Source organism: Staphylococcus roterodami, assembly GCA_022493055.1.
GTDB classification, from domain to species: domain Bacteria; phylum Bacillota; class Bacilli; order Staphylococcales; family Staphylococcaceae; genus Staphylococcus; species Staphylococcus singaporensis.
The window spans coordinates 2,474,379-2,498,012 of the sequence record CP092781.1 but is presented as its reverse complement, the minus strand read 5'-3'; the positions used below and the strand labels follow the sequence as shown (position 1 = coordinate 2,498,012).

22 protein-coding genes and 2 pseudogenes are annotated in these 23,634 nt (G+C 33.6%); 22 read left to right on the top strand and 2 right to left on the bottom strand.

Annotated features, from left to right (window positions below; translation table 11 throughout):
- Positions 1-154 precede the first annotated feature (154 nt).
- Entirely contained in the window at positions 155-259 is a 105-nt protein-coding gene (locus ML436_12280) for a putative metal homeostasis protein (protein ID UMT77891.1), read from the bottom strand.
- A gap of 178 nt (positions 260-437) precedes the next feature.
- Between ML436_12280 and ML436_12275 the strand changes: the two are divergent.
- From ML436_12275 to ML436_12260, 4 genes and pseudogenes are all read left to right on the top strand, one after another.
- A pseudogene (locus ML436_12275) lies at positions 438-1,868 on the top strand (DHA2 family efflux MFS transporter permease subunit).
- A gap of 120 nt (positions 1,869-1,988) precedes the next feature.
- Positions 1,989-2,768 carry a transporter substrate-binding domain-containing protein gene (locus ML436_12270; protein UMT77890.1) on the top strand — a complete coding sequence of 260 codons (780 nt, stop codon included), beginning with the start codon at positions 1,989-1,991 and terminating at the stop codon, positions 2,766-2,768.
- Positions 2,749-3,468, top strand: coding sequence for an amino acid ABC transporter permease (locus ML436_12265; GenBank protein UMT77889.1), 720 nt, complete (start codon positions 2,749-2,751; stop codon positions 3,466-3,468). The genes ML436_12270 and ML436_12265 overlap by 20 nt, the downstream gene beginning before the upstream one ends.
- On the top strand, positions 3,465-4,196 hold the full coding sequence (locus ML436_12260) for an amino acid ABC transporter ATP-binding protein (GenBank protein ID UMT77888.1): 732 nt from the start codon (positions 3,465-3,467) through the stop codon (positions 4,194-4,196). The genes ML436_12265 and ML436_12260 overlap by 4 nt, the downstream gene beginning before the upstream one ends.
- Before the next feature lie 94 nt (positions 4,197-4,290).
- Here ML436_12260 and ML436_12255 read toward each other — a convergent pair whose 3' ends face one another.
- On the bottom strand, positions 4,291-5,541 hold the full coding sequence (locus ML436_12255; protein ID UMT77887.1) for an aminoacyltransferase: 1,251 nt from the start codon (positions 5,539-5,541) through the stop codon (positions 4,291-4,293).
- A gap of 253 nt (positions 5,542-5,794) precedes the next feature.
- On the opposite strand from ML436_12255, the gene ML436_12250 reads away from it, so the two are divergent.
- The 18 genes and pseudogenes from ML436_12250 (at position 5,795) to narI (ending at position 23,624) form a co-directional block, all read left to right on the top strand.
- Positions 5,795-6,157: a DUF4467 domain-containing protein gene (locus ML436_12250; GenBank protein UMT77886.1), complete on the top strand. Its 363-nt coding sequence runs from the start codon at positions 5,795-5,797 to the stop codon at positions 6,155-6,157.
- Between the two features lie 19 nt (positions 6,158-6,176).
- Positions 6,177-6,776: a DsbA family protein gene (locus ML436_12245; protein ID UMT77885.1), complete on the top strand. Its 600-nt coding sequence runs from the start codon at positions 6,177-6,179 to the stop codon at positions 6,774-6,776.
- A 38-nt stretch (positions 6,777-6,814) separates the two neighbouring features.
- Positions 6,815-6,883, top strand: a pseudogene (locus tag ML436_12240) (hypothetical protein).
- A 157-nt stretch (positions 6,884-7,040) separates the two neighbouring features.
- Positions 7,041-7,292 carry a type II toxin-antitoxin system Phd/YefM family antitoxin gene (locus ML436_12235; GenBank protein UMT77884.1) on the top strand — a complete coding sequence of 84 codons (252 nt, stop codon included), beginning with the start codon at positions 7,041-7,043 and terminating at the stop codon, positions 7,290-7,292.
- Positions 7,292-7,558, top strand: a complete 267-nt coding sequence (locus tag ML436_12230) for a Txe/YoeB family addiction module toxin (GenBank protein ID UMT77883.1) — start codon at positions 7,292-7,294, stop codon at positions 7,556-7,558. Before ML436_12235 ends, ML436_12230 begins: the two co-directional genes overlap by 1 nt.
- 293 nt (positions 7,559-7,851) lie before the next feature.
- On the top strand, positions 7,852-9,396 hold the full coding sequence (adcA, locus tag ML436_12225) for a zinc ABC transporter substrate-binding lipoprotein AdcA (protein UMT77882.1): 1,545 nt from the start codon (positions 7,852-7,854) through the stop codon (positions 9,394-9,396).
- Positions 9,397-9,581: 185 nt separating this feature from the next.
- Entirely contained in the window at positions 9,582-10,049 is a 468-nt protein-coding gene (locus tag ML436_12220; protein UMT77881.1) for an SRPBCC domain-containing protein, read from the top strand.
- 83 nt (positions 10,050-10,132) lie between these two features.
- On the top strand, positions 10,133-10,318 hold the full coding sequence (locus tag ML436_12215; protein UMT77880.1) for a hypothetical protein: 186 nt from the start codon (positions 10,133-10,135) through the stop codon (positions 10,316-10,318).
- 215 nt (positions 10,319-10,533) lie between these two features.
- A complete protein-coding gene (locus ML436_12210; protein ID UMT77879.1) occupies positions 10,534-11,358 on the top strand; it encodes a formate/nitrite transporter family protein in 825 nt (274 codons plus the stop codon).
- Positions 11,359-11,592: 234 nt separating this feature from the next.
- The gene (locus tag ML436_12205) at positions 11,593-12,129 is read left to right on the top strand and encodes a GNAT family N-acetyltransferase (GenBank protein ID UMT77878.1); all 537 of its coding nucleotides are present in this window, start codon (positions 11,593-11,595) and stop codon (positions 12,127-12,129) included.
- A 227-nt stretch (positions 12,130-12,356) separates the two neighbouring features.
- Complete coding sequence (locus tag ML436_12200; protein ID UMT77877.1) at positions 12,357-13,088, top strand: sirohydrochlorin chelatase; 732 nt, start codon at positions 12,357-12,359, stop codon at positions 13,086-13,088.
- Between the two features lie 63 nt (positions 13,089-13,151).
- Positions 13,152-15,557 (top strand): nitrite reductase large subunit NirB, encoded by a 2,406-nt coding sequence (nirB, locus tag ML436_12195; protein UMT77876.1) that lies wholly within the window; start codon positions 13,152-13,154, stop codon positions 15,555-15,557.
- Positions 15,558-15,560: 3 nt separating this feature from the next.
- Positions 15,561-15,875, top strand: coding sequence for a nitrite reductase small subunit NirD (gene nirD, locus ML436_12190; GenBank protein UMT77875.1), 315 nt, complete (start codon positions 15,561-15,563; stop codon positions 15,873-15,875).
- Complete coding sequence (gene cobA / locus ML436_12185; GenBank protein ID UMT77874.1) at positions 15,866-16,843, top strand: uroporphyrinogen-III C-methyltransferase; 978 nt, start codon at positions 15,866-15,868, stop codon at positions 16,841-16,843. Before nirD ends, cobA begins: the two co-directional genes overlap by 10 nt.
- 304 nt (positions 16,844-17,147) lie before the next feature.
- Complete coding sequence (locus ML436_12180) at positions 17,148-20,837, top strand: nitrate reductase subunit alpha (GenBank protein UMT77873.1); 3,690 nt, start codon at positions 17,148-17,150, stop codon at positions 20,835-20,837.
- A complete protein-coding gene (gene narH / locus ML436_12175) occupies positions 20,827-22,386 on the top strand; it encodes a nitrate reductase subunit beta (protein ID UMT77872.1) in 1,560 nt (519 codons plus the stop codon). The genes ML436_12180 and narH overlap by 11 nt, the downstream gene beginning before the upstream one ends.
- Positions 22,379-22,954, top strand: a complete 576-nt coding sequence (gene narJ, locus ML436_12170; GenBank protein UMT77871.1) for a nitrate reductase molybdenum cofactor assembly chaperone — start codon at positions 22,379-22,381, stop codon at positions 22,952-22,954. Before narH ends, narJ begins: the two co-directional genes overlap by 8 nt.
- Positions 22,947-23,624: a respiratory nitrate reductase subunit gamma gene (gene narI / locus ML436_12165; GenBank protein ID UMT77870.1), complete on the top strand. Its 678-nt coding sequence runs from the start codon at positions 22,947-22,949 to the stop codon at positions 23,622-23,624. The genes narJ and narI overlap by 8 nt, the downstream gene beginning before the upstream one ends.
- Positions 23,625-23,634 lie beyond the last annotated feature (10 nt).

Here is a 23,634-nt window from a genome sequence, read left to right as displayed (position 1 = left end):
AAAGAGCTGCATGTACACAAGGAGTGAGTGTATATGCAGCTCTTAAATATGTGAAGTAATGTAAGGAAATAGTAAGTATAGAGTTATTATATATTGACGAGCTAGGGATACTCGAAAATATAGTTAGATATACAATATAGTCAAATTAAAACAATTATTTCGCTCTTTTATGTTGTTTAATAATTTTCAAAGCACGCTTTCTTGTTTTAATGTTAGGGCTATTTAAATTACGACGAGCAGTCTGTAAATCTAATTTCATCTATATCCCTCCTTATATATATATTATGCCTTATTATTATCTAAATGTAAATAGTAATCATTACGGTTTGTGAATTTTTTTCAATAAACCCGTACTTATTTATTGGAAAATAGGTATAATTGCCGAATGTCTAAAAATTGCGGGATATATTTTAGATGATGAGGGGAGATATATTTAAATGTCGAAGAAACAAAAGCTTACGATGATTATTACAATGTTAATGGGTGGCTTCTTTGGGTTACTTAATGAAACATTATTGGTAACGGCTTTACCAAGTATTATGAAAGATTTTGATATTTCGTATACTCAAGTACAATGGCTGACTACAGCATTTTTATTAACTAATGGTATTGTTATTCCATTATCAGCACTAGTGATACAACGTTATACAACAAGGCAAGTATTTTTAGTTGGTATATTAATCTTTTTTTGTGGGTACATTGCTAGGCGGATTTAGCCCACATTTTTCAATTTTACTAATTGCACGAATTATTCAGGCATTAGGTTCAGGGATTATGATGCCACTTATGATGACAACAGTTTTAGATATTTTCGCACCACATGAACGTGGTAAATATATGGGGATTTTTGGTCTAGTGATTGGTTTAGCTCCAGCTATTGGTCCGACGTTATCTGGATATTTAGTTGAATATTTAAATTGGCGTTCATTATTTCACGTTGTTGCGCCAATTGCAGCGATTACATTTTTAGTAGGTTTTAAAACGGTTAAAAATGTAGGGACAAATGTCAAAGTGCCTATCGATATGATTTCTATTATATTATCTGTGCTAGGTTTCGGTGGGTTATTATACGGGACAAGTTCAATTTCTGAAAAAGGATTTGATAATCCAATTGTATTGATATCAATGATTGGTGGCATTGTACTCGTTGCATTATTTGTATTACGTCAATATCGTTTAACGATACCATTGTTGAATTTTGGCGTATTTAAAAATAAACAATTTACTGTTGGTATTATTATTATGGGTGTCACTATGGTCTCTATGATTGGATCAGAAACAATTTTTGTGCAAAACTTACTGAATCGTTCAGCTTTAGATTCTGGTTTGACATTATTACCTGGTGCTATTGTAATGGCATTTATGTCGATGACTTCAGGAGCGCTATATGAAAACTCGGTCCGAGAAAATTGGCATTAGTAGGTATGTCTATTGTAGTTATTACGACTACTTATTTTGTAGTTATGGATGAGCATACATCTACGATTATGTTAGCAACTGTTTATGCAATAAGAATGGTAGGAATAGCTTTAGGACTAATTCCGGTTATGGCACATACAATGAATCAACTGACACCTGAAATGAATGCACATGGTTCATCTATGACTAACACAGTACAGCAAATTTCTGGTTCAATTGGTACAGCAATTTTAATTACTATTTTATCTCATGCTAGTAAAAACTTTTCTCCTAATATATCGGACTATCACGGATTAAATAAAGTTGAAATGATGAATCAAATTAAAATTGATTCAATGTTACATGGCTATCATGCTGGATTCTTATTTGCTGTGTTGATTACAGTTATTAGTTTCTTTTGTTCATTCATGTTACAAGGTAAGAAAAAAGAAGTTGATCTACATCAATAAAGATAAGTTGTTAGCTATATAACGCTTTTTAACAAAAGTTCAACATATTGACTTATCTCGCGTTTCAGATTAAAATATTTTTATTCCGATTAGAATAATAAGAATAAGGAGATATATTCTATGAAAAGACTTTTATTTGTGATAGTAGCTTTTGTTTTCGTACTAGCTGCATGTGGTAATGATTCGTCAAAAGACAAGGATGCTAGTAAAGATAGTAAGACAATTAATGTTGGTACTGAAGGGACATATGCACCATTTAGTTTTCATGATAAAGATGGTAAATTAACTGGGTATGATATCGATGTTATTAAGGCAGTGGCGAAAGAAGAAGGTTTAAAACTTAAATTTAACGAAACATCTTGGGATTCAATGTTTGCAGGATTAGACGCAGGGCGTTTTGATGTAATTGCGAACCAGGTTGGTATTAATCCAGACAGAGAAAAGAAATATAAATTTTCAACTCCGTACACATTCTCTAGTGCTGTATTAGTTATTCGTGAAAATGAGAAAAATATCAAAAATTTTGATGATGTTAAAGGTAAGAAATTAGCACAAACATTTACATCTAATTACGGTAAATTAGCTAAAGATAAAGGTGCTGATATTACAAAAGTTGATGGCTTTAACCAATCAATGGATTTATTATTGTCTAAGCGTGTTGATGGTACATTTAATGATAGTCTGTCATACTTAGATTATAAAAAACAAAAACCTAATGCTAAGATCAAAGCTATTAAAGGTGATGCTGAACAAAGTAAGTCTGCATTTGCATTTTCTAAAAAAGTAGATGACAAAACAGTTCAAAAATTCAACGATGGCTTGAAAAAAATCGAGGAAAACGGTGAATTAGCTAAAATAGGTAAGAAATGGTTTGGTCAAGATGTTTCTAAATCTAAATAGTGAACAACTACATGCACTTGATGCTGCAAAACAAGCTTTCGGGCCAATGCTCGAAGGTTTGGTGAAATATTCTATTCCAATTACATTAGTTACATTTGTATTAGGATTGATTATTGCATTATTTACAGCATTGATGCGCATTTCAACGAGTAAAGTTTTGAGAAGTATTGCACGTGTCTACGTATCAATTATTCGAGGCACACCAATGATAGTACAATTATTTATCATATTTTATGGTATTCCTGAATTAGGTAGATTGCTTACAAACGATGCAGACAATCAATGGACATTGGCACCTGTGGTTGCTGCTATTATCGGATTATCACTAAATGTAGGTGCTTATGCTTCAGAAATTATTCGTGGCGGTATTATTTCTATACCTAAAGGTCAAACGGAAGCGGCATATTCCATTGGTATGACATATCGTCAAACGGTTCAACGTATTATCTTACCGCAGGCAATTCGCGTATCTATACCTGCTTTAGGAAATACATTTTTAAGTTTAATCAAAGATACATCATTATTAGGATTTATTTTAGTAGCAGAAATGTTTAGAAAAGCTCAAGAAGTTGCGTCTACAACATATGAATATTTAACAATTTATGTATTAGTAGCGTTAATGTACTGGGTGGTATGCTTTATTATTTCAATAATCCAAGGTATCTATGAATCTTATATTGAAAGAGGGTATCGCTCATGATTCAATTGAACAATATCCATAAATCATTTAATGATGTTGAAGTTATCAAAGGAATTGATTTATCTGTTGATAAAGGTGAGGTTGTAACTTTAATTGGTCGCTCTGGTTCTGGTAAAACAACATTGTTACGCATGATTAATGCATTAGAAATCCCAACAGAAGGTACTGTTTATGTTAACGGCAAAACATATACATCTAAAGATAAAAAATCACAAATAGAAGTTCGTAAACAATCTGGTATGGTATTTCAAAGTTATAATCTTTTTCCACATAAGACAGCATTAGAAAATGTGATGGAAGGTCTTATTACAGTTAAAAAGATGAAAAAGGTTGAAGCAAGAGGAAAGTCACTGGAGTTGCTTGAGAAAGTTGGTTTGACACATGTTAAAGATCAACGTCCACATGCATTGTCAGGTGGGCAGCAACAACGTGTTGCGATTGCGAGAGCACTAGCGATGAATCCTAAAGTGATGTTATTTGATGAACCAACATCTGCACTTGATCCTGAGCTTGTGAATGATGTTTTAAAGGTTATTAAAGATTTAGCAAATGAAGGTATGACAATGGTCATTGTGACACATGAAATGCGTTTTGCTAAAGAAGTATCAAATAATATTGTATTTATTCATGAAGGTATGATTGGAGAACAAGGGGCACCTGAAGATATATTCAATCGTCCGAAAACAGAAGAATTAAGACGTTTCTTAAATGTTATAAATGAAGATTAATAAAATAGAACCACATATCATGTTAATATGGCAATTTTGCCTTGAACATGATGTGTGGTTCTTTGTTATATCGCCAAGATCTTGGAGTGATCTGTTAACGACGTTTGTGATTTAAATACTGTTGAACTTTGTAAAACATTGGCTTAATTGGTTTAATAAAATCACCAATATACTCTTCAACATGCGCGTTAAACCCTTTTTTGAATTGTTGTACACCGTAGTCTTCAGCAGACTCTGAAAAGTCTCCGGTAATACCATAGAAGTTATAACGATCAATATGATGCGCTTTGGCGAATTTAATCATTTCCCATTGTAAATGGTAAGCGCCCATGTAAGCATTATATTTAGGATTTGATCCACTCGATAAATAATAAACTTCATGGTCATTATAGATGAACAATGCAGAGGCTAAATTTAACACGGCACCATCTTGTTCAATTTGTTCGGTTGTATTGTCGATTTTGCGCTTATTACTGCTTAGCTGTTGTTCTAGCTGTGTACGTTTTGTTTTATTTTTCTTTGAATTAGGACTCTCTTTTAACGCTTCTTCAACACCCGAGAGCTCAGCGGTTAATTGTTGCTGCTTTAATTGTAAAGTTTTTAAATAATCGTTCAAATCGATATAAGCTAACTTTAACATAGCATGGTCACCGTATAATTTTTGCATTTCTTCAAAGTATGGTAACTCTCGGAATTTGAAACCATGTTTTTCTTCAGCCATATGGAATAAGTCGAAAAATGTTTGTGTTTCATCAATCGTTAATGTTTTTGTTTTGACGCCAATATCATATGTTTTTTTAATATTACGTCGTGTCTGGTAATCCATTTCTTTTAATAATTGCTCTTCTGTTTTATCTTTTAAATCTAATACTGACAACCAGCGAATTTGACTCATCGAATCATACCCCACTGGAAATCCTTGATGTTTATAACCTAATGATGACATTGTTTTGACGAATGCACGATTATCAAAAGATTTAATAATCTCACCATCTGCATTACGTAAGTTTTCACTTAAATATGGGTCTACAAGTACATATAAACAATTTTGTTTCTTCAAATATGAAGTTAGTGATTTAAAGAAAAATGAGACTAATGATTGATTTGTATAATCCATCACTGGTCCACGATGTGTATAGAAATATTTAAAAAACTTAAGTGTACGTGCCTCTGTTAATAAGCAGGCGGCTACTACTTCTTCGTTGTCATCTTTAACTCCCACAAGATGCACATCACGTTTTAAATCAACCCTATTGTCAAAATGAATAGCTGATTGTGTGTAATGTGAGAAATACTTTGTTGTAAATTCATTGAATTCTTCTGAAGTCAAAGTTACAAAGTTCATTATTATCCCGTCCCTCTCTGAATAGAACTGTAAAATTTTAATTTATTAACAATACTATTGTTTTATTTTATCAAAAAATGACTGTAAATACACATGAGAAATCAAATATGTTTTTCTATTAGTATACACAACAATTATATCTTTGTTGTTTTATATTAAATGTATAACAGTTGTTGTAGCGCGTTGATGTTAGACGGTGTATAGTAATAAATATATTGAAAGTTAGTTGGATATGAAATTAGGAGTGGATGTATTGAAGCGATTGGTAATAGCGATATTTTTATTACTTATCTTTATGGCGGGATGTGGTAATGATAAATATGTGAAAGAAATAGATGAAGCAGTTAAACTTCAAAATCAGAAGCAAGAGCAATTAGCTAAAAATGGCAATGGCGATCGTGTTGATCATTTTGAACGTAAAGATGCTAATATTTATATTTACGATAAGGATAAAATTATTATTTTAGCCTATAAGCCATTGAGTAATGATGATGAAGTACATTACTTTGGATATGATTTTAGTGGTAAACATGTGACATATAAAAAAGATTTTGATTCTAGACGATACTATCAACAACATGAAGCGGATTATCAAGAAGAAAATATGACAAACTAGTCTATGAATAGGAGTAACTATGACTAAAAAATTACTAACTATACTTATTGTAAGCATGTTAGTTTTAACAGCTTGCGCTAAAAAAGAATCAGCAACGACATCTACGAAAAGTGGTAAGCCATTAATTGTCATCTATGGCGATTATAAATGTCCTTATTGTAAAGAATTAGACGAAAAGGTTATGCCTAAATTACGAAAACATTATATTGATAACCACAAAGCGGAATACCAATTCGTAAATTTAGCTTTCTTAGGTAAAGATTCAATAGTAGGTTCGCGTGCGAGTCATGCAGTTTTGATGTACGCACCTAAATCATTTTTAGATTTTCAAAAGCAACTATTTGCGGCACAACAAGATGAAAATAAAGAATGGTTAACAGAATCAGTGTTAGATAAGCAAATTAAAAATCTTCATTTAGATAAAGATACGGAAAATAAAATTATAAAAGATTATAAAACAAAAGATAGCAAATCTTGGAAAGCTGCTGAAAAAGATAAAAAAATAGCTAAAGATAATCATATTAAAACGACACCAACGGCATTTATTAATGGTGAAAAAGTTGAAGATCCATATGATTATGAAAGTTACGAGAAGTTATTAAAAGATAAAATCAAATAATTTTAATTGTCGAGGTAAGTTTGTGACATAATTTTACTGGACAATACGATAAGGCAATTTCTATTAGCAATATAATAGAGATTGTCTTTTTAATGTATGCAACTTAAATAGGTAGAAATTACTATGCCAACTTTTTTGACCAGAACGAGAGAAGATAGGATAGCTATTTCTTTATTATTATGACAAGCGTATATTGTGACATCTCACTTGTTTGGTTGTACAAATATTTGTACAATGAAAGTGTAGTAAAAGGAGGCGACAAATATGATTGTAAAAAACTATTCATACGCTAGACAGAATTTAAAGTCTCTTATGACAAAAGTAAATGATGATAGTGATGTGGTAACAGTAACATCCACTGATGATAAAAACGTAGTAATCATGTCAGAATCAGATTATAACTCTATGATTGAAACACTTTACCTTCAACAGAATCCGAATAATGCTGAGCACTTAGCACAATCAATTGCAGATTTAGAACGAGGCAAAACTGTAACGAAAGATATAGATGTGTAATGGCTAGGTTGAATATTACGTTCTCGCCCCAAGCATTTGAAGATTATGAGTACTTTCAGCAGAACGATAAAAAAATGGTGAAGAAGATTAATGAGTTACTTAAAAGTATTGACAAAAATAGCCCATTGAAAGGTATAGGTAAGCCTGAAAAGTTAAAATCGAATTTGAATGGGTATTATAGTAGACGTATTAATCATGAACATAGACTGGTTTATACAGTAGATGACAATCATATAAAAATAGCATCATGTAAATACCATTATTAAATCTAAAAAACTAACATGTTAAAATATGAGAATTGTTTTTAGGACAATACGATGAGGCAATTTCTATTGTGAATATAATAGGAATTGTCTTTTTTTTATATTATGACGTTCGTAAATACTATAAAACTTTCTTTATCATGTGTGTGCAATGATCATGTATTAGATAAATCGAAAAATGGTAAACCCCTATAGTATGATTCGACTTTATATTATTTGTAAAAACAGTGCTTGTATTTTAAGTAGCATGAGTATATAATTTTAAAACGTAACTATTACTATTTAGGAGGGTGACTATGAAAAAGAAATTAGGTATGTTACTTCTAGTACCAGTCGTAACTTTATCATTAGCCGCATGTGGGAATGATGATGGAAAAGATAAAGATGGCAAGGTAACAATTAAAACAACTGTGTATCCATTGCAATCATTTGCAGAGCAAATTGGTGGGAAACATGTAAAAGTATCGTCAATCTATCCAGCAGGGACAGATTTACATAGTTATGAACCAACGCAAAAAGACATTTTAAGTGCAAGTAAGTCAGACTTGTTTATGTATACAGGGGACAATTTAGATCCAGTTGCTAAAAAAGTAGCATCAACAATCAAAGATAAAGATAAGAAGTTATCTTTAGAGGATAAATTAGATAAATCGAAACTTTTAACTGATCAGCATGAACATGGTGAAGAGCATGAAGATCATGATCATGAAAAAGAGGAACATCATCATCATCATGGAGGATATGATCCACATATATGGTTAGATCCTAAAATCAACCAAACTTTCGCTAAAGAAATTAAAGATGAGTTAGTGAAAAAAGATCCAAAACATAAAGATGATTACGAGAAAAACTATAAAAAATTAAATGACGATCTTAAAAAACTTGATAATGATATGAAGCAAGTTACAAAAGATAAGCAAGGTAATGCGGTATTCATTTCGCATGAATCAATCGGATACTTAGCTGATCGTTATGGTTTTGTACAAAAAGGTATTCAAAACATGAATGCTGAAGATCCATCACAAAAAGAATTAACTAAAATTGTTAAAGAAATTAGAGATAGTAATGCGAAATACATTCTTTATGAAGATAACGTAGCGAATAAAGTGACTGAAACAATTCGTAAAGAAACAGATGCAAAACCGTTAAAATTCTACAACATGGAATCTTTAAATAAAGAACAACAGAAAAAAGATAACATCACTTATCAATCATTAATGAAAACAAACATTGAAAATATTGGCAAAGCTTTAGATAGTGATATTAAAGTGAAAGACGACAAAGCTGAAAGCAAACATGACAAAGCAATTTCTGATGGTTATTTTAAAGATGAACAAGTTAAAGACCGTGAACTTAGCGATTATGCTGGTGAATGGCAATCTGTTTATCCGTATTTAAAAGATGGTACGCTTGATGAAGTAATGGAACATAAAGCTGAAAATGATCCTAAAAAATCTGCAAAAGATTTAAAAGCGTATTATGAAAAAGGATATAAAACTGATATTACTAATATTGATATTAAAGGTAATGAAATTACATTTACTAAAGATGGTAAGAAACATACTGGTAAATATGAATACAATGGTAAGAAAATATTGAAATATCCTAAAGGAAATCGTGGTGTAAGATTTATGTTTAAATTGGTAGATGGTAATGATAAAGATTTGCCGAAATATATCCAATTTAGTGACCACAATATTGCACCTAAAAAAGCTGAGCACTTCCATATCTTTATGGGTAATGATAATGACGCTTTATTAAAAGAAATGGATAACTGGCCAACATATTATCCTTCAAAATTAAATAAAGACCAAATTAAAGAAGAAATGTTAGCACATTAATTCAACAGGTTTACACACTTTATTCAACTGTAAAAAGCTGGATAGAGTGTGTTTTTTTGAGGAAATAAAACTAGTAATAGAAATGAGTTATCAAAAATAATAAAAGGATGCTTATTAAAATATTTAGAAGTAATATCATCGGAAGCGTGGTAGTATGAAGGAAGATAAAAATAGGGAGTGAGTAGATGACGATTAAAGTTGAAGATAATAAAATTATTTTTTCAAGAACGATACAAGCACCAATAGAAAAGGTATTTGATGCTTATACTAAAAAAGAATTATTTGAAAAATGGTTTCATCCAAAAGGGGCTAGCACAAAAGTATTTCGCTTTAATGCAATTACTGGTGGCGATGCATTTTATGCAATTAAAACACCAGCAATGATGAGCTATACGTTAGCAGAATACGAAACAGTTAAACGCCCACATTTAATTGAATACATTGACTCATTTGCAACGTCTGAGGGAAACAAAGATACTAAAATGCCAAGTATGAAGATATCTTTATCATTTTCAGAAACTAGTAAAACCGAGACAACTGTGACATCTATCTCAACATTTCCAACGAAAGAAGCAGCTCAACAAGTAATTGAAATGGGTGTTGAAGCAGGTATGAATCAAACTTTAGATCAACTTGATGCATTATTGAAATAAAGTTGTTGAAAATATGTAAAAACTTTTTTGTTTCATTCGGTTTATAATAATCTTGTAATATTATAAAAATGAGGGATGATTCGATGGTAGAACGTTATATCAAAGTTTTAATATTATATATTTTCACAACACTACTATCTTCTATTTCAGTGACGTCAAAATGTGTACCTAATAAATTTATAAGGTTTATTTTACGTACTGCAATTGGTTACAGTGTATTTGCCTACGGTTTACATTTCTTTTCAAACTTAAAAAAATATAAAAAATAGCTTGATAATAAAGCGAGATAAAATGAGTGTCGTAATATCTTTAATCATAAAGGTATTAGCCAATCACGTGATTTATCTCGCTGTTTTTATGAAAGAAAACTACATTTTTGAGAGAATAAAAAGATTTTTCTGAAATTTAATCTATCAATTACATTGATTTACTAATATAATTAGAAAGTAAATTTTATTTGATCAAAGTAAATGGGGGAAGTACTGTGATAGAAAATAAGAAAACAGTTGAAGATACATATTCAACAGGCGCAATAGTTGATTCAATATCATCTTCAGTACAAATGAAGCAAGTAATGGTACAGCAAACACCTGGCCGATATATGCTTAAAGCAATGATGGCCGGATTTTTACTCTCAATCGTTACTGTATTTATGTTCGGAATAAAGACGCAGTTTGCGAGTACTCACGTAGATGGACTTATCAATTTAATGGGAGCCATTGCGTTTAGTTTAGGTTTGATTTTAGTTGTATTAACTAACTCTGAATTATTAACAAGTAACTTCATGTACTTTACAGTAGGCTGGTATTATAAAGTCGTTTCTGTTAAGAAGATGACTTGGATTTTATTATATTGTTTCTTAGGAAATATTTTAGGTGGGTTTGTGCTATTTTTCTTAATGAAATTTGCGCATGTCATGACACCAGAAATGACACAAGCTTTAACAGCTTTAGTTCAGAAAAAGACTGTTGATTCAACATGGTTGAATATTTTTACAAAAGGTATTTTCTGTAACTTCTTTATCAATATTGGTATTTTCATCTCTATGCAATTCAAAGGCGGCTTAACAAAGGCATTCTTCATAGCTTGTGGTGTCGTGGTCTTTGTATACATGGGATATGAACACGTTGTGTTCAATGCAGGTCTATACGCAGGCATGGTATTCTTTAACCTTGATGCAGTTTCATGGTTACACGTTTTAAAAAATATCGTTTTTGCTTTCTTAGGTAACTTTGTTGGTGGCGGTATTTTTGTAGGTCTCGTTTATGCTTTCTTAAATGGTAAGCGTAATCGTTTAGAGCAACAATAATTAAGATGTAGTGATTAAATAGTGTAACAATGAATCATTCTTCCAAACCATTCATGAATTTGAATGGTTTTTTTACGTTGAGAGAGTAATTTTTAATAAGTTTCATGAGAGTATTGGTGTATTCAGATGAAGCATACTTTCTGACATGTGATAAATTTATTGATACACTTTGATGGATATTTATTTTAAAAATAAAATATGGTTAAATCATTATAAAAAAGAGTGGGGAATAATATGACAAAAACGATGATTCGACTTGCAAGTGAACAAGACGCAGAAAAGTTGCAACAACTCATGCATGAAGCATTTACACCGCTAAGAGAACTTGGTATTGATTGGCCTTCAGTTAATGCAGATTTAGATGCTGTTAAAGAAAATATAGATAAAAATACGACATTTGTCATGACCATTGATGATGAAATTATCTCTACGATAACGGTTAGATATCCATGGGGCAGTTTAAAAAGTATTTCTGGTTATCCTTTTGTCTGGTGGTTCGCGACTAATCCAGCATATGAGGGCCAAGGCTTTGGCAGTCAATTACTTACTTATGTTGAAGAAACATTTTTACGAGATACGTTAAAGGCAGCAGCAGTAACTTTAGGTACATCTGCTAGATTGCATCCATGGTTACTTAAAATATACGAAAAAAGAGGTTACGAAATTTATAGTGAACATGAAAATGATGATGGTGATTTAGGTGTTATTATGCGTAAAATTCTTATTCCTGAACGGTTTGAAGAATCAATCTTAGGACAACCACCATTTTAAAAAAATTACACACACAATAAGCGATTAATATGTTGATGCTTGCTCAAATGAATGTTGAGTAAGTGTTAATATATTGGTCGTTTTTTATTTTAAGAAATATAAAAAAGGTATAAGGAATATGCATGACTACAGGCATCAGGGAATTCCCTGATTTTGCATAATAATGTGATTCTTTTCACAAAAGCGAAATGATTTGGTATACAATACGTGTGAAAGGGTTGGTAAATGTGAATGGGAATATCATTGTTGCACATGGCATGAGGCGCGGACGACAGAATCAAGCGTTAGAAGCATTTATTTCTGAATTAGTAAAAGATGATATACATCACTATGATATTGCGTTTTTAGAAAGTGAGCATCAGGATTTAGAGACAGTAATGACGACGTTGATTCAAAGTGGGGTTGACCATTTTAAAATTGTACCATTGCTTATCTTTAGTGCAATGCATTATCTCAAAGATATACCGAATATCGTTCATGAAATGAAACGACGGTATCCAGACATAAAGATAGAAGTAAGCGAGCCACTTGGTACACATCCTTTAATGACAGAAATCATCATGCAACGTATTGATGACGCACTAGTAGATGAAGAACAACAAGTAGGAATTGTCGTTGTTGCACATGGCAATATTAGTGGCAAGTATACAAAGGCACATGACGAGTTACAAACATGTGTTCAAACACTACGCACTAATAAACCAACTTATGCGAGAACGCTTTATGGTTCAATCAGCTTTACGCATGATTTAAAGGATATTGCGAAACAGTACCAAAAATTGATTGTCGTACCATTATTTTTATATGACGGAAGACTTGTTAACAAAGTGAAGCAGCAAATGAATGACATGGTTATTAATACAGATATACACATCACACCTTCTATTAATTTCGACCCGATTTTAAAACGAATTATTAATGATAGATTAGAAAATTTAATGACTCCGATGAAAATATAAAAGTACAAACGAAACATTATAACCTTTTTGAAATAAATATTATGAAGTAAAGGGGCATATTTTATGGCAAAGCAAAAACTAGTAATGATTGGTAACGGTATGGCGGGCATTCGAACAATCGAAGAAATATTAGAGCGCGCCAACGATTTATATGATATTACGGTAATTGGTAAAGAACCTTATCCAAACTATAATCGCATCATGCTTTCAAATATTTTACAAAATAAAATGACAGTTGAAGAAACAATTATGAATCCCTATGAGTGGTATGAGGAACACGATATTAAGTTAATTACAAATGATCCTGTGATTGAAGTAGATAGAGCAAATCAATCAGTTACTACTGCAAATGGTATTGAAGTAGCATACGATAAATTGATTTTTGCGACAGGATCCAAGGCATTCGTCATTCCAGTTCCAGGTTCGACATTACCGAGTGTTATTGGTTGGAGAACGATTGATGATACTGAACAAATGATGAATATTGCTAAGACTAAAAAGAAAGCAATTGTAATTGGTGGAGGCTTACTAGGTTTAGAGTGTGCACGTGGTTTATTAGATCAAGGTATGGAAGTAACGGTGTTACATTTAGCTGAATGGTTGATGGAAATGCAGCTAGACCGTAAAGCTGGAAATATGCTTAAAGCAGATCTAGAAAAGCAAGGTATGAAGTTTGAAATGCAAGCCAACACAACTGAAATCTTAGGCGAAGATGATGTTGAAGGAGTTAAATTAGCAGATGGACGTGAAATTCCAGCAGACTTAGTTGTTATGGCAGTAGGTATTCGACCATACACAGAAGTAGCCAAAGAATCAGGTCTAGACGTTAATCGTGGTATTGTTGTCAATGATGTGATGCAAACAAGTGATAGCAATATATATGCAGTTGGTGAATGTGCAGAACATAACGGCAAAGTTTATGGACTCGTTGCACCACTATATGAACAAGGTAAAGTTTTAGCTGATTATTTAACAGATAAAGAAACGAACGGATACAAGGGGTCAACAACATTTACGTCATTAAAAGTTTCTGGGTGTGACTTGTATAGCGCTGGTCAAATTGTAGAAAATGCTGAAATCAAAGGTATTGAAATATTTAATAGCGTTGATAATAACTATAAAAAAGTATTTTTAAAAGATGGGAATGTGGTCGGTGCAGTCTTATACGGTGATATCGATGATGGTTCACGCTTTTATAACATGATGAAAAAAGGTGAATCCACTGAAGATTACACACTTGTATCATTGCTTACTAAAGGTGGAGAAGAGGCATCGCTATCAATTGCTGATATGGCTGATGATGAAACAATTTGTGGTTGTAATGGTGTTGATAAAGGCACTATAGTAAATGCGATTACGGAAAATGGTTTTACCACAGTGGAAGAAGTAACGGCTAAAACAAAAGCGGGTAATTCATGTGGTAAATGTAAACCGCAAATTGCTCAAATTTTACAGCATACTTTGGGCGATGACTTTGTTGCTGCCAAACCTGCTGGTATATGTGGTTGTACTGATTTGACACGCGACCAAATTGTTACGCAAATACGAGCAAAAGGTTTAAAAACATCTAAAGAAGTCCGACATGTTTTAAACTTTAAAAACAAAGGTGGATGTCCAAAATGTCGTCCTGCGATTAACTATTATTTGAATATGGTTTATCCACATGATCATGAAGATGAAAGAGAATCAAGATTTGCAAATGAACGCTATCATGCAAATATTCAAAATGATGGAACTTTCTCTGTTATACCTCAAATGCGAGGTGGTGTTACAGATGCAGATCAACTTATTCGTCTAGGAGAAGTAGCTAAAAAATATAATGTACCACTAGTCAAAGTGACAGGTTCGCAACGTGTTGGTTTATATGGATTGAAAAAAGAAGAATTACCACTTGTTTGGGAAGACTTAGGTATGCGTTCAGCATCAGCTTACGGTAAGAAAACGCGTTCGGTAAAAAGCTGTGTCGGCAAAGAATTTTGTCGATTTGGTACACAATATACGACACGACTTGGTATTCGTTTAGAAAAAACATTTGAATATATTGATACACCACATAAATTCAAAATGGGCGTGTCAGGTTGTCCGAGAAGTTGTGTAGAATCAGGTGTAAAAGATTTTGGTATTATCTCTGTTGAGAATGGATTCCAAATTTATATTGGTGGTAATGGTGGTACAGAAGTTGAAAAGGCTGAATTTTTAACGACTGTAGAAACTGAAGATGAAGTGATTAAATTATGTGGTGCCTTAATGCAATATTATCGCGAGACTGGAATTTACGCTGAAAGAACTGCACCTTGGCTAAGAAGACTAGGATTTGAAAATGTGAAAGAAGTGTTACTTGATTCAGAAAGACAAAATGAATTATTCGAACGTATTATGGATGCTAAAAAAGCAGTCGAAGCTGAGCCTTGGGAAGCAATCACTAGTAATGCGCAAGCTCGAAAAATCTTTGAAGTAGAGAAGGTGTAATACATGGAAACGAAAGAGAAAATCAAAGTGACAACTTTTGATGAATTGACACCCTTAATTGGTAAAAAGGTTATTGTAAAAGGCAAAGAAATAGGATTATTCTTAACTGAAAGTGGTACAATTCACGCGATTCACAATATTTGTCCGCATAAACAAGGGCCATTGTCAGAGGGAACAGTGAGTGGTGAATATGTATTTTGTCCACTCCATGATCAAAAAATTGATTTAAATACAGGGATTGTACAAGAACCTGATGAAGGTTGTGTAGATGTATATGAGGTAGAAGTTACAGACGGGAACGTATATATATGTCTGTAGATGAATATGGCAAGGTTTACTTGATAGGTGCGGGCCCTGGTAATCCTAACTATTTGACTAAAAAGGCTGAGCGTTTAATACGCGAAGCGGATGTTATACTATATGATCGATTAGTGAATCCGTTAATTTTACAATATTCGAAGTCGACAACTGAGATTATAGATGTTGGTAAAAAGCCGTATGCAAAACATATTCAGCAAGAAAAAATAAATGAATGTATCGTGGAAGCGGCACGTCGATATAACAAGGTTGTGAGGCTGAAAGGTGGCGACCCAGCAATATTTGGACGAGTTCAAGAAGAAGTTGACACACTAAACAAGTTTAATATTGCGTTTGAAATTGTACCTGGTGTGACATCTGCAAGTGCTGCAGTTGCTACGATGCAAACAGGATTAACGATGCGTGCTGTTGCTAAAAGTGTTACATTTTCGACGGGTCACTTTAAAGATTCAGAAGAAAATGAAGTAGATGTCAACGCTTTAGTAAATGGTGGTACGTTGGCGATATATATGGGAGTTAAACGTTTAGGGAAAATTATCGCCCAGATACAACAGTACACAGATATTGATTATCCGATAGCGATTGTTTTTCAAGCATCTTGTTTTAATGAATTCGTCGTTAAAGGGCGCTTAAGTAATATTGTCGAGAAATTGGAGCGTTACGCAACTGAGGCAAAACCAGGTATATGTATTATAGGCGAAGTAGTGGGTTATACAGAAAATGTCTCAACAACTTCTAATCCGACTCAGCAATTTTATGTAGTAAGTGGTACTAAACATGATGCCCTTATACTCTGTGAACATTTATATGACGCTGGGTATGGTTGTATACTTAATCCAAATGATACATCGAATAGTACATATCATCCGTCGCAATATAGTTATTATGATACGTTTATTAATCAACAAGAAAATGTGACATATATTTCAACCGAATGTGCAGATACGAATACAGTACTATGTCATTAATTTATTAAAAATGAATAAGTAAGGTTTCAACCGAGTGAATATATTCGTGTTGAAGCCTTATTTGTCGTTGTACCAAATTTGAAGTATTTAGGTTGGCAATAAGTATGACTATATCTGATTGTGTAGTATTTCAATAAAATTCCGTTATTGATAGGGAAATTCCTATAGTTATTAGGTAATTCCCTAATATTCTGTGATTGTGAAAAAATGTACAATCTAATTAAAGCAATAGTCTTGGGCATTTTAAAGTATTTAAAAACACGACATCTACACATCGTATTTTTATACGTAGGAGGATATAAATATGGGAAAATTTGGATTGAATTTCTTTAAGCCAACAGAAAAATTTAATGGGAATTGGTCAATCCTAGAAAGTAAAAGTAGAGAATGGGAAAAAATGTACAGAGAACGTTGGAGCCACGATAAAGAAGTAAGAACAACACATGGTGTTAACTGTACAGGCTCATGTTCTTGGAAAGTATTTGTGAAAAATGGTGTTATTACTTGGGAAAATCAACAAACTGACTATCCGAGTTGTGGTCCGGATATGCCTGAATATGAACCGAGAGGATGTCCACGAGGTGCGTCATTCTCTTGGTATGAATACAGTCCACTTCGAATCAAATATCCATATATTCGTGGGAAATTATGGGACTTATGGACTGAAGCATTAGAAGAACATAATGGTAATCGAGTTGCCGCATGGGCGTCTATTGTTGAAAATGAAGATAAAGCAAAGCAATATAAACAAGCACGTGGTATGGGTGGACATGTTCGCTCAAATTGGAAAGACGTTACAGATATAATCGCAGCACAATTACTGTATACCATAAAAAAATATGGTCCAGATCGAATCGCAGGATTTACACCTATTCCAGCGATGTCAATGATTAGTTATGCTGCAGGTGCGCGATTTATCAATTTACTAGGTGGAGAAATGTTAAGCTTCTATGACTGGTATGCTGATTTACCACCTGCCTCACCGCAAATTTGGGGTGAGCAAACAGACGTACCGGAATCAAGTGACTGGTACAATGCATCATACATTATTATGTGGGGGTCTAATGTACCACTAACGCGTACGCCAGACGCACATTTTATGACAGAAGTTCGCTATAAAGGAACAAAAGTTATTTCAGTAGCACCTGATTATGCAGAAAATGTGAAATTTGCAGATAACTGGCTAGCACCGAATCCTGGTTCAGATGCTGCAATTGCTCAAGCAATGACGCACGTTATTTTACAAGAGCATTATGTAAATCAGCCGAATGAACGTTTTATAAATTATGCTAAACAATATACAGACATGCCATTTATCATCATGTTAGATGAAGATGAAAATGGATATAAAGCTGGTCGATTTTTAAGGGCTAGTGACTTAGGACAAATGACAGAACAAGGTGAATGGAAACCAGTTGTATATGATGCAATTAGTAATCAATTAGTCGTACCTAATGGCACAATGGGACAACGCTGGGAAGAAGGTAAAAAGTGGAACTTGAAACTAGAAACAGAAGATGGTTCTAAAATTAATCCTACGTTATCTATGGCAGATGGTGTATACGAATTAGAAACAATTCAATTCCCATACTTTGATAGTGATGGAGATGGGATATTCAATCGTCCAATTCCAACTCGACAAGTCACTTTAGCAAATGGTGACAAAGTCCGTATTGCTACAATTTTTGACTTAATGGCGAGTCAATATGGCGTTCGACGTTTTAATCATGAATTAGAATCAAAAGGTTATGACGATACAGAATCAAAATATACACCTGCTTGGCAAGAAGCAATTTCAGGTGTAAAACAAAGTGTCGTCATTCAAGTAGCTAAAGAATTTGCGCAAAACGCTATCGATACTGAAGGACGTTCAATGATTATCATGGGTGCAGGTATTAACCATTGGTTTAACTCAGATACGATTTATCGTTCAATCTTAAATTTAGTTTTATTATGTGGCTGTCAAGGTGTGAATGGTGGCGGTTGGGCTCATTATGTTGGGCAAGAGAAATGTCGTCCAATAGAAGGGTGGAGCACAGTTGCTTTTGCGAAAGACTGGCAAGGGCCACCACGATTGCAAAATGGTACAAGTTGGTTCTATTTTGCGACAGATCAATGGAAGTATGAAGAATCGAATGTAGAACGTTTGAAATCACCTTTAGCTAAATCAGAAGATTTAAAACATCAACATCCAGCTGATTATAATGTATTAGCAGCTCGACTTGGTTGGTTACCATCATATCCACAATTTAATAAAAATAGCTTGTTGTTCGCAGAAGAAGCAAAAGATGAAGGCGTAAATTCAAATGAAGAGATTTTAAAACGCGCGATAGATGAAGTTAAGTCAAAACAAACGCAATTTGCAATCGAAGATCCGGATTTGAAAAAGAACCATCCGAAATCACTGTTTATATGGCGCTCAAATCTAATCTCAAGTTCTGCAAAAGGACAAGAATACTTTATGAAGCATTTGCTTGGAACAAAATCAGGTTTATTAGCCACACCGAATGAAGATGATAAACCAGAAGAAATTAAATGGCGTGAGGAAACAACAGGCAAATTAGATTTAGTCGTTTCTTTAGATTTCAGAATGACAGCAACACCTTTATATTCTGACATTGTATTACCTGCAGCAACATGGTACGAAAAACATGATTTATCATCTACAGATATGCATCCATATGTACATCCCTTCAATCCAGCTATAGATCCATTATGGGAATCGCGTTCAGACTGGGATATTTATAAAACGTTGGCAAAAGCATTTTCAGAAATGGCAAAAGACTATTTACCTGGAACGTTTAAAGATGTAGTGACAACACCACTTAGTCATGATACGAAACAAGAAATTTCAACACCATATGGCGTAGTGAAAGATTGGTCGAAGGGTGAAATTGATGCGGTACCTGGACGTACAATGCCTAACTTTGCAATTGTAGAACGCGACTACACTAAAATTTACGACAAATATGTGACGCTTGGTCCTGTACTTGAAAAAGGGAAAGTTGGAGCACATGGTGTAAGTTTCGGTGTCAGTGAACAATATGAAGAATTAAAAAGTATGTTAGGTACGTGGAGTGATACAAATGATGAATCTGTGAGAGCGAATCGTCCACGTATTGATACAGCGCGTAATGTAGCTGATGCAATCTTAAGTATTTCATCTGCTACGAATGGTAAATTATCACAAAAATCATATGAAGATCTCGAAGAACAAACTGGAATGCCGTTAAAAGATATCTCTAGCGAACGCGCTGCTGAGAAAATTTCGTTTTTAAATATAACTTCACAACCACGAGAAGTCATACCGACAGCAGTATTTCCAGGTTCAAATAAACAAGGTCGACGATATTCACCATTTACAACGAATATAGAACGTCTAGTACCTTTTAGAACATTAACAGGACGTCAAAGTTATTATGTGGATCACGAAGTTTTCCAACAATTTGGAGAAAGCTTACCAGTATATAAACCGACATTGCCACCAATGGTATTTGGTAATAGAGATAAGAAAATTAAAGGTGGTACAGATGCTTTGGTACTGCGTTATTTAACGCCTCATGGAAAATGGAATATACACTCAATGTATCAAGATAATAAGCATATGTTGACATTATTTAGAGGTGGTCCAACGGTTTGGATATCAAATGAAGATGCTGAAAAACACGATATCCAAGATAATGATTGGCTAGAAGTGTATAACCGTAATGGTGTTGTAACGGCAAGAGCAGTTATTTCGCATCGTATGCCTAAAGGCACAATGTTTATGTATCATGCACAAGATAAACATATTCAAACGCCTGGGTCAGAAATTACAGATACACGTGGTGGTTCACACAACGCGCCGACTAGAATTCATTTGAAACCAACACAACTAGTCGGAGGATACGCACAAATTAGTTATCACTTTAATTATTATGGACCAATTGGGAACCAAAGGGATTTATATGTAGCAGTTAGAAAGATGAAGGAGGTTAATTGGCTTGAAGATTAAAGCGCAAGTTGCGATGGTATTAAATTTAGATAAATGCATAGGATGCCATACGTGTAGTGTGACATGTAAAAACACTTGGACAAATCGCCCAGGTGCTGAGTACATGTGGTTCAACAACGTAGAAACAAAGCCAGGTGTAGGGTATCCGAAACGTTGGGAAGACCAAGAACACTACAAAGGTGGTTGGGTACTAAATCGTAAAGGGAAACTCGAATTAAAATCTGGAAGTAGAATTTCAAAAATTGCATTAGGTAAAATTTTTTATAACCCAGATATGCCATTAATTAAAGATTATTATGAGCCATGGAACTATAATTATGAACATTTAACAACTGCGAAATCAGGGAAGCATTCGCCAGTTGCTAGAGCGTATTCAGAAATTACAGGGGATAACATTGAAATTGAATGGGGACCTAACTGGGAAGATGACTTAGCAGGTGGTCATGTTACAGGTCCAAAAGATCCTAACATCCAAAAAATAGAAGAAGATATTAAATTCCAATTTGACGAAACTTTTATGATGTATTTACCACGTTTATGTGAACATTGCTTGAATCCAAGTTGTGTTGCATCATGTCCTTCAGGTGCTATGTATAAACGTGACGAAGACGGCATTGTGTTAGTCGACCAAGACGCATGTCGAGGTTGGCGATACTGTATGACAGGTTGTCCATATAAAAAAGTTTACTTCAATTGGAAAACGAACAAAGCTGAAAAGTGTACATTCTGTTTCCCAAGAATTGAAGCAGGAATGCCTACAGTATGTTCTGAAACTTGTACAGGACGTATGCGTTATTTAGGCGTTTTATTGTATGACGCGGATCGAGTCCATGAAGCTGCATCAGCAGTTGATGAAAATGATCTATATGAAAAACAACTGGATTTATTTTTAGATCCATTTGATGAAGAAGTCATTGCTCAAGCTGAAAAAGATGGCATTGGTTATGACTGGATTCAAGCAGCGCAAAACTCACCGATTTATAAGTTAGCAATTGAATATAAGTTAGCATTTCCATTACATCCTGAATTTAGAACGATGCCGATGGTTTGGTATTGTCCGCCGCTTAGCCCAATTATGAGCTATTTCGAAGGAAAAAATACAAATCAAAATCCTGATAGCATTTTTCCAGCTATTGAAGAAATGCGTTTGCCGATTGAATATTTAGCAAATATTTTCACTGCAGGAGATACAAAACCAGTAAAAGAAGCTTTACAACGTATGGCAATGATGAGAAGTTACATGAGATCTCAAGTTACACAACAAGCATTTGATACATCACGTTTAGAACGCTTAGGTTTAACTGAACGACAAACTGAAGATATGTATCGCTTACTAGGTCTAGCAAAATATGAAGACCGATTTGTCATTCCTACTTCTCATAAAGAAACATACTTGGATACGTATCATGCACAAGGTAGTACGGGATATAACTATGGTGGCGAACATTTTGGAGATAACTGTGAAGGTTGTGGAGTCGCAGTAGGTTCAGGGAAAACTGGTCAAGAAATTTATAATGAGAATTTCTATGGAGGGATTTTCCGTGATTAATTTCGATAATTTTAAAAAATATCAAGAAAGTTTTGGATATATGGCACAACAGTTATGTTTTCCAGATAAGTTAACGTTTCATCCGATGACTTTTGAAGAAACTATTTCGGAACATCACCCAGGGTTTGACGATTTAATTGCATTCAGAAATGTAATGATGACATTTTCATTATCAGAAATTAAAGCGATTTATACAGATACATTTGATTTTACAAAAAAAGCACCATTATATATGACGTATAACAAGTTTGATACACAAAAAGAACGTGGACAAATGTTAGCAAAACTAAAGGTGTTGTACGAGATGTTTGGACTGGAAATGGTAGATAATGAACTCTCTGATTATCTACCGTTGATGCTGCAATTTTTACAAGTAGCAGAATGGCGAAATGATCCAAGAGCTGAAGAGAATATCCAATTAGTTATTATGATTATTGAAGACGGAACTTATGTGATGGCGAATGCACTTGGTAAAGAGAATAATCCATACGCTTATGTGATTCAGGCATTAAGAAAGACATTGAAATTATGTTTGACAGCATCTAAAGGAGTGGGACATCATGCTTAATCAATTTTTGTGGGTTATATTCCCTTATTTATGCCTAGTCATTTTCATAGCAGGGCATATTGGACGTTATCGTTATGATAAGTTTTCGTGGACGGCAAAATCGACAGAATTAATTGAAAGAAAGCAATTGATGTGGGGAAGCTTATTATTTCATTTAGGGGTTATACCGGTATTTTTCGGGCATATTGTTGGGTTATTGATTCCTAAATCTTGGATGGATGCCTTCGGTATTTCAGAACATTTATATCATATTGGCGCTGTGTATATTGGTAGTATATTTGGTATAATAACGCTGATTGGTATGTTTTTATTAACGGCTAGACGTATTACTACAAAGAGTATACGTAAATTAAGTTCTGCGTCGGATATTTTTGTAAATGTCTTATTATTAATTATCGTATTTATGGGATGTTATGCGACACTTGTAACAAATGGGCAACATCCTGACTTTAATTACCGTACATCATTATCAATTTGGTTTAGACAATTATTTATGTTGAAACCAGATGCAGAGTTAATGAGTGGTGTGCCAATCGCATTTAAAATTCATATAATATTAGGATTTACAATTATGGCATGTTGGCCATTCACACGTTTAGTACATGTGTGGAGTGTACCTTTGACATATATAAATCGTAGATATATTATTTACCGTAAAAATAAAGCGTGAACATAAGAGG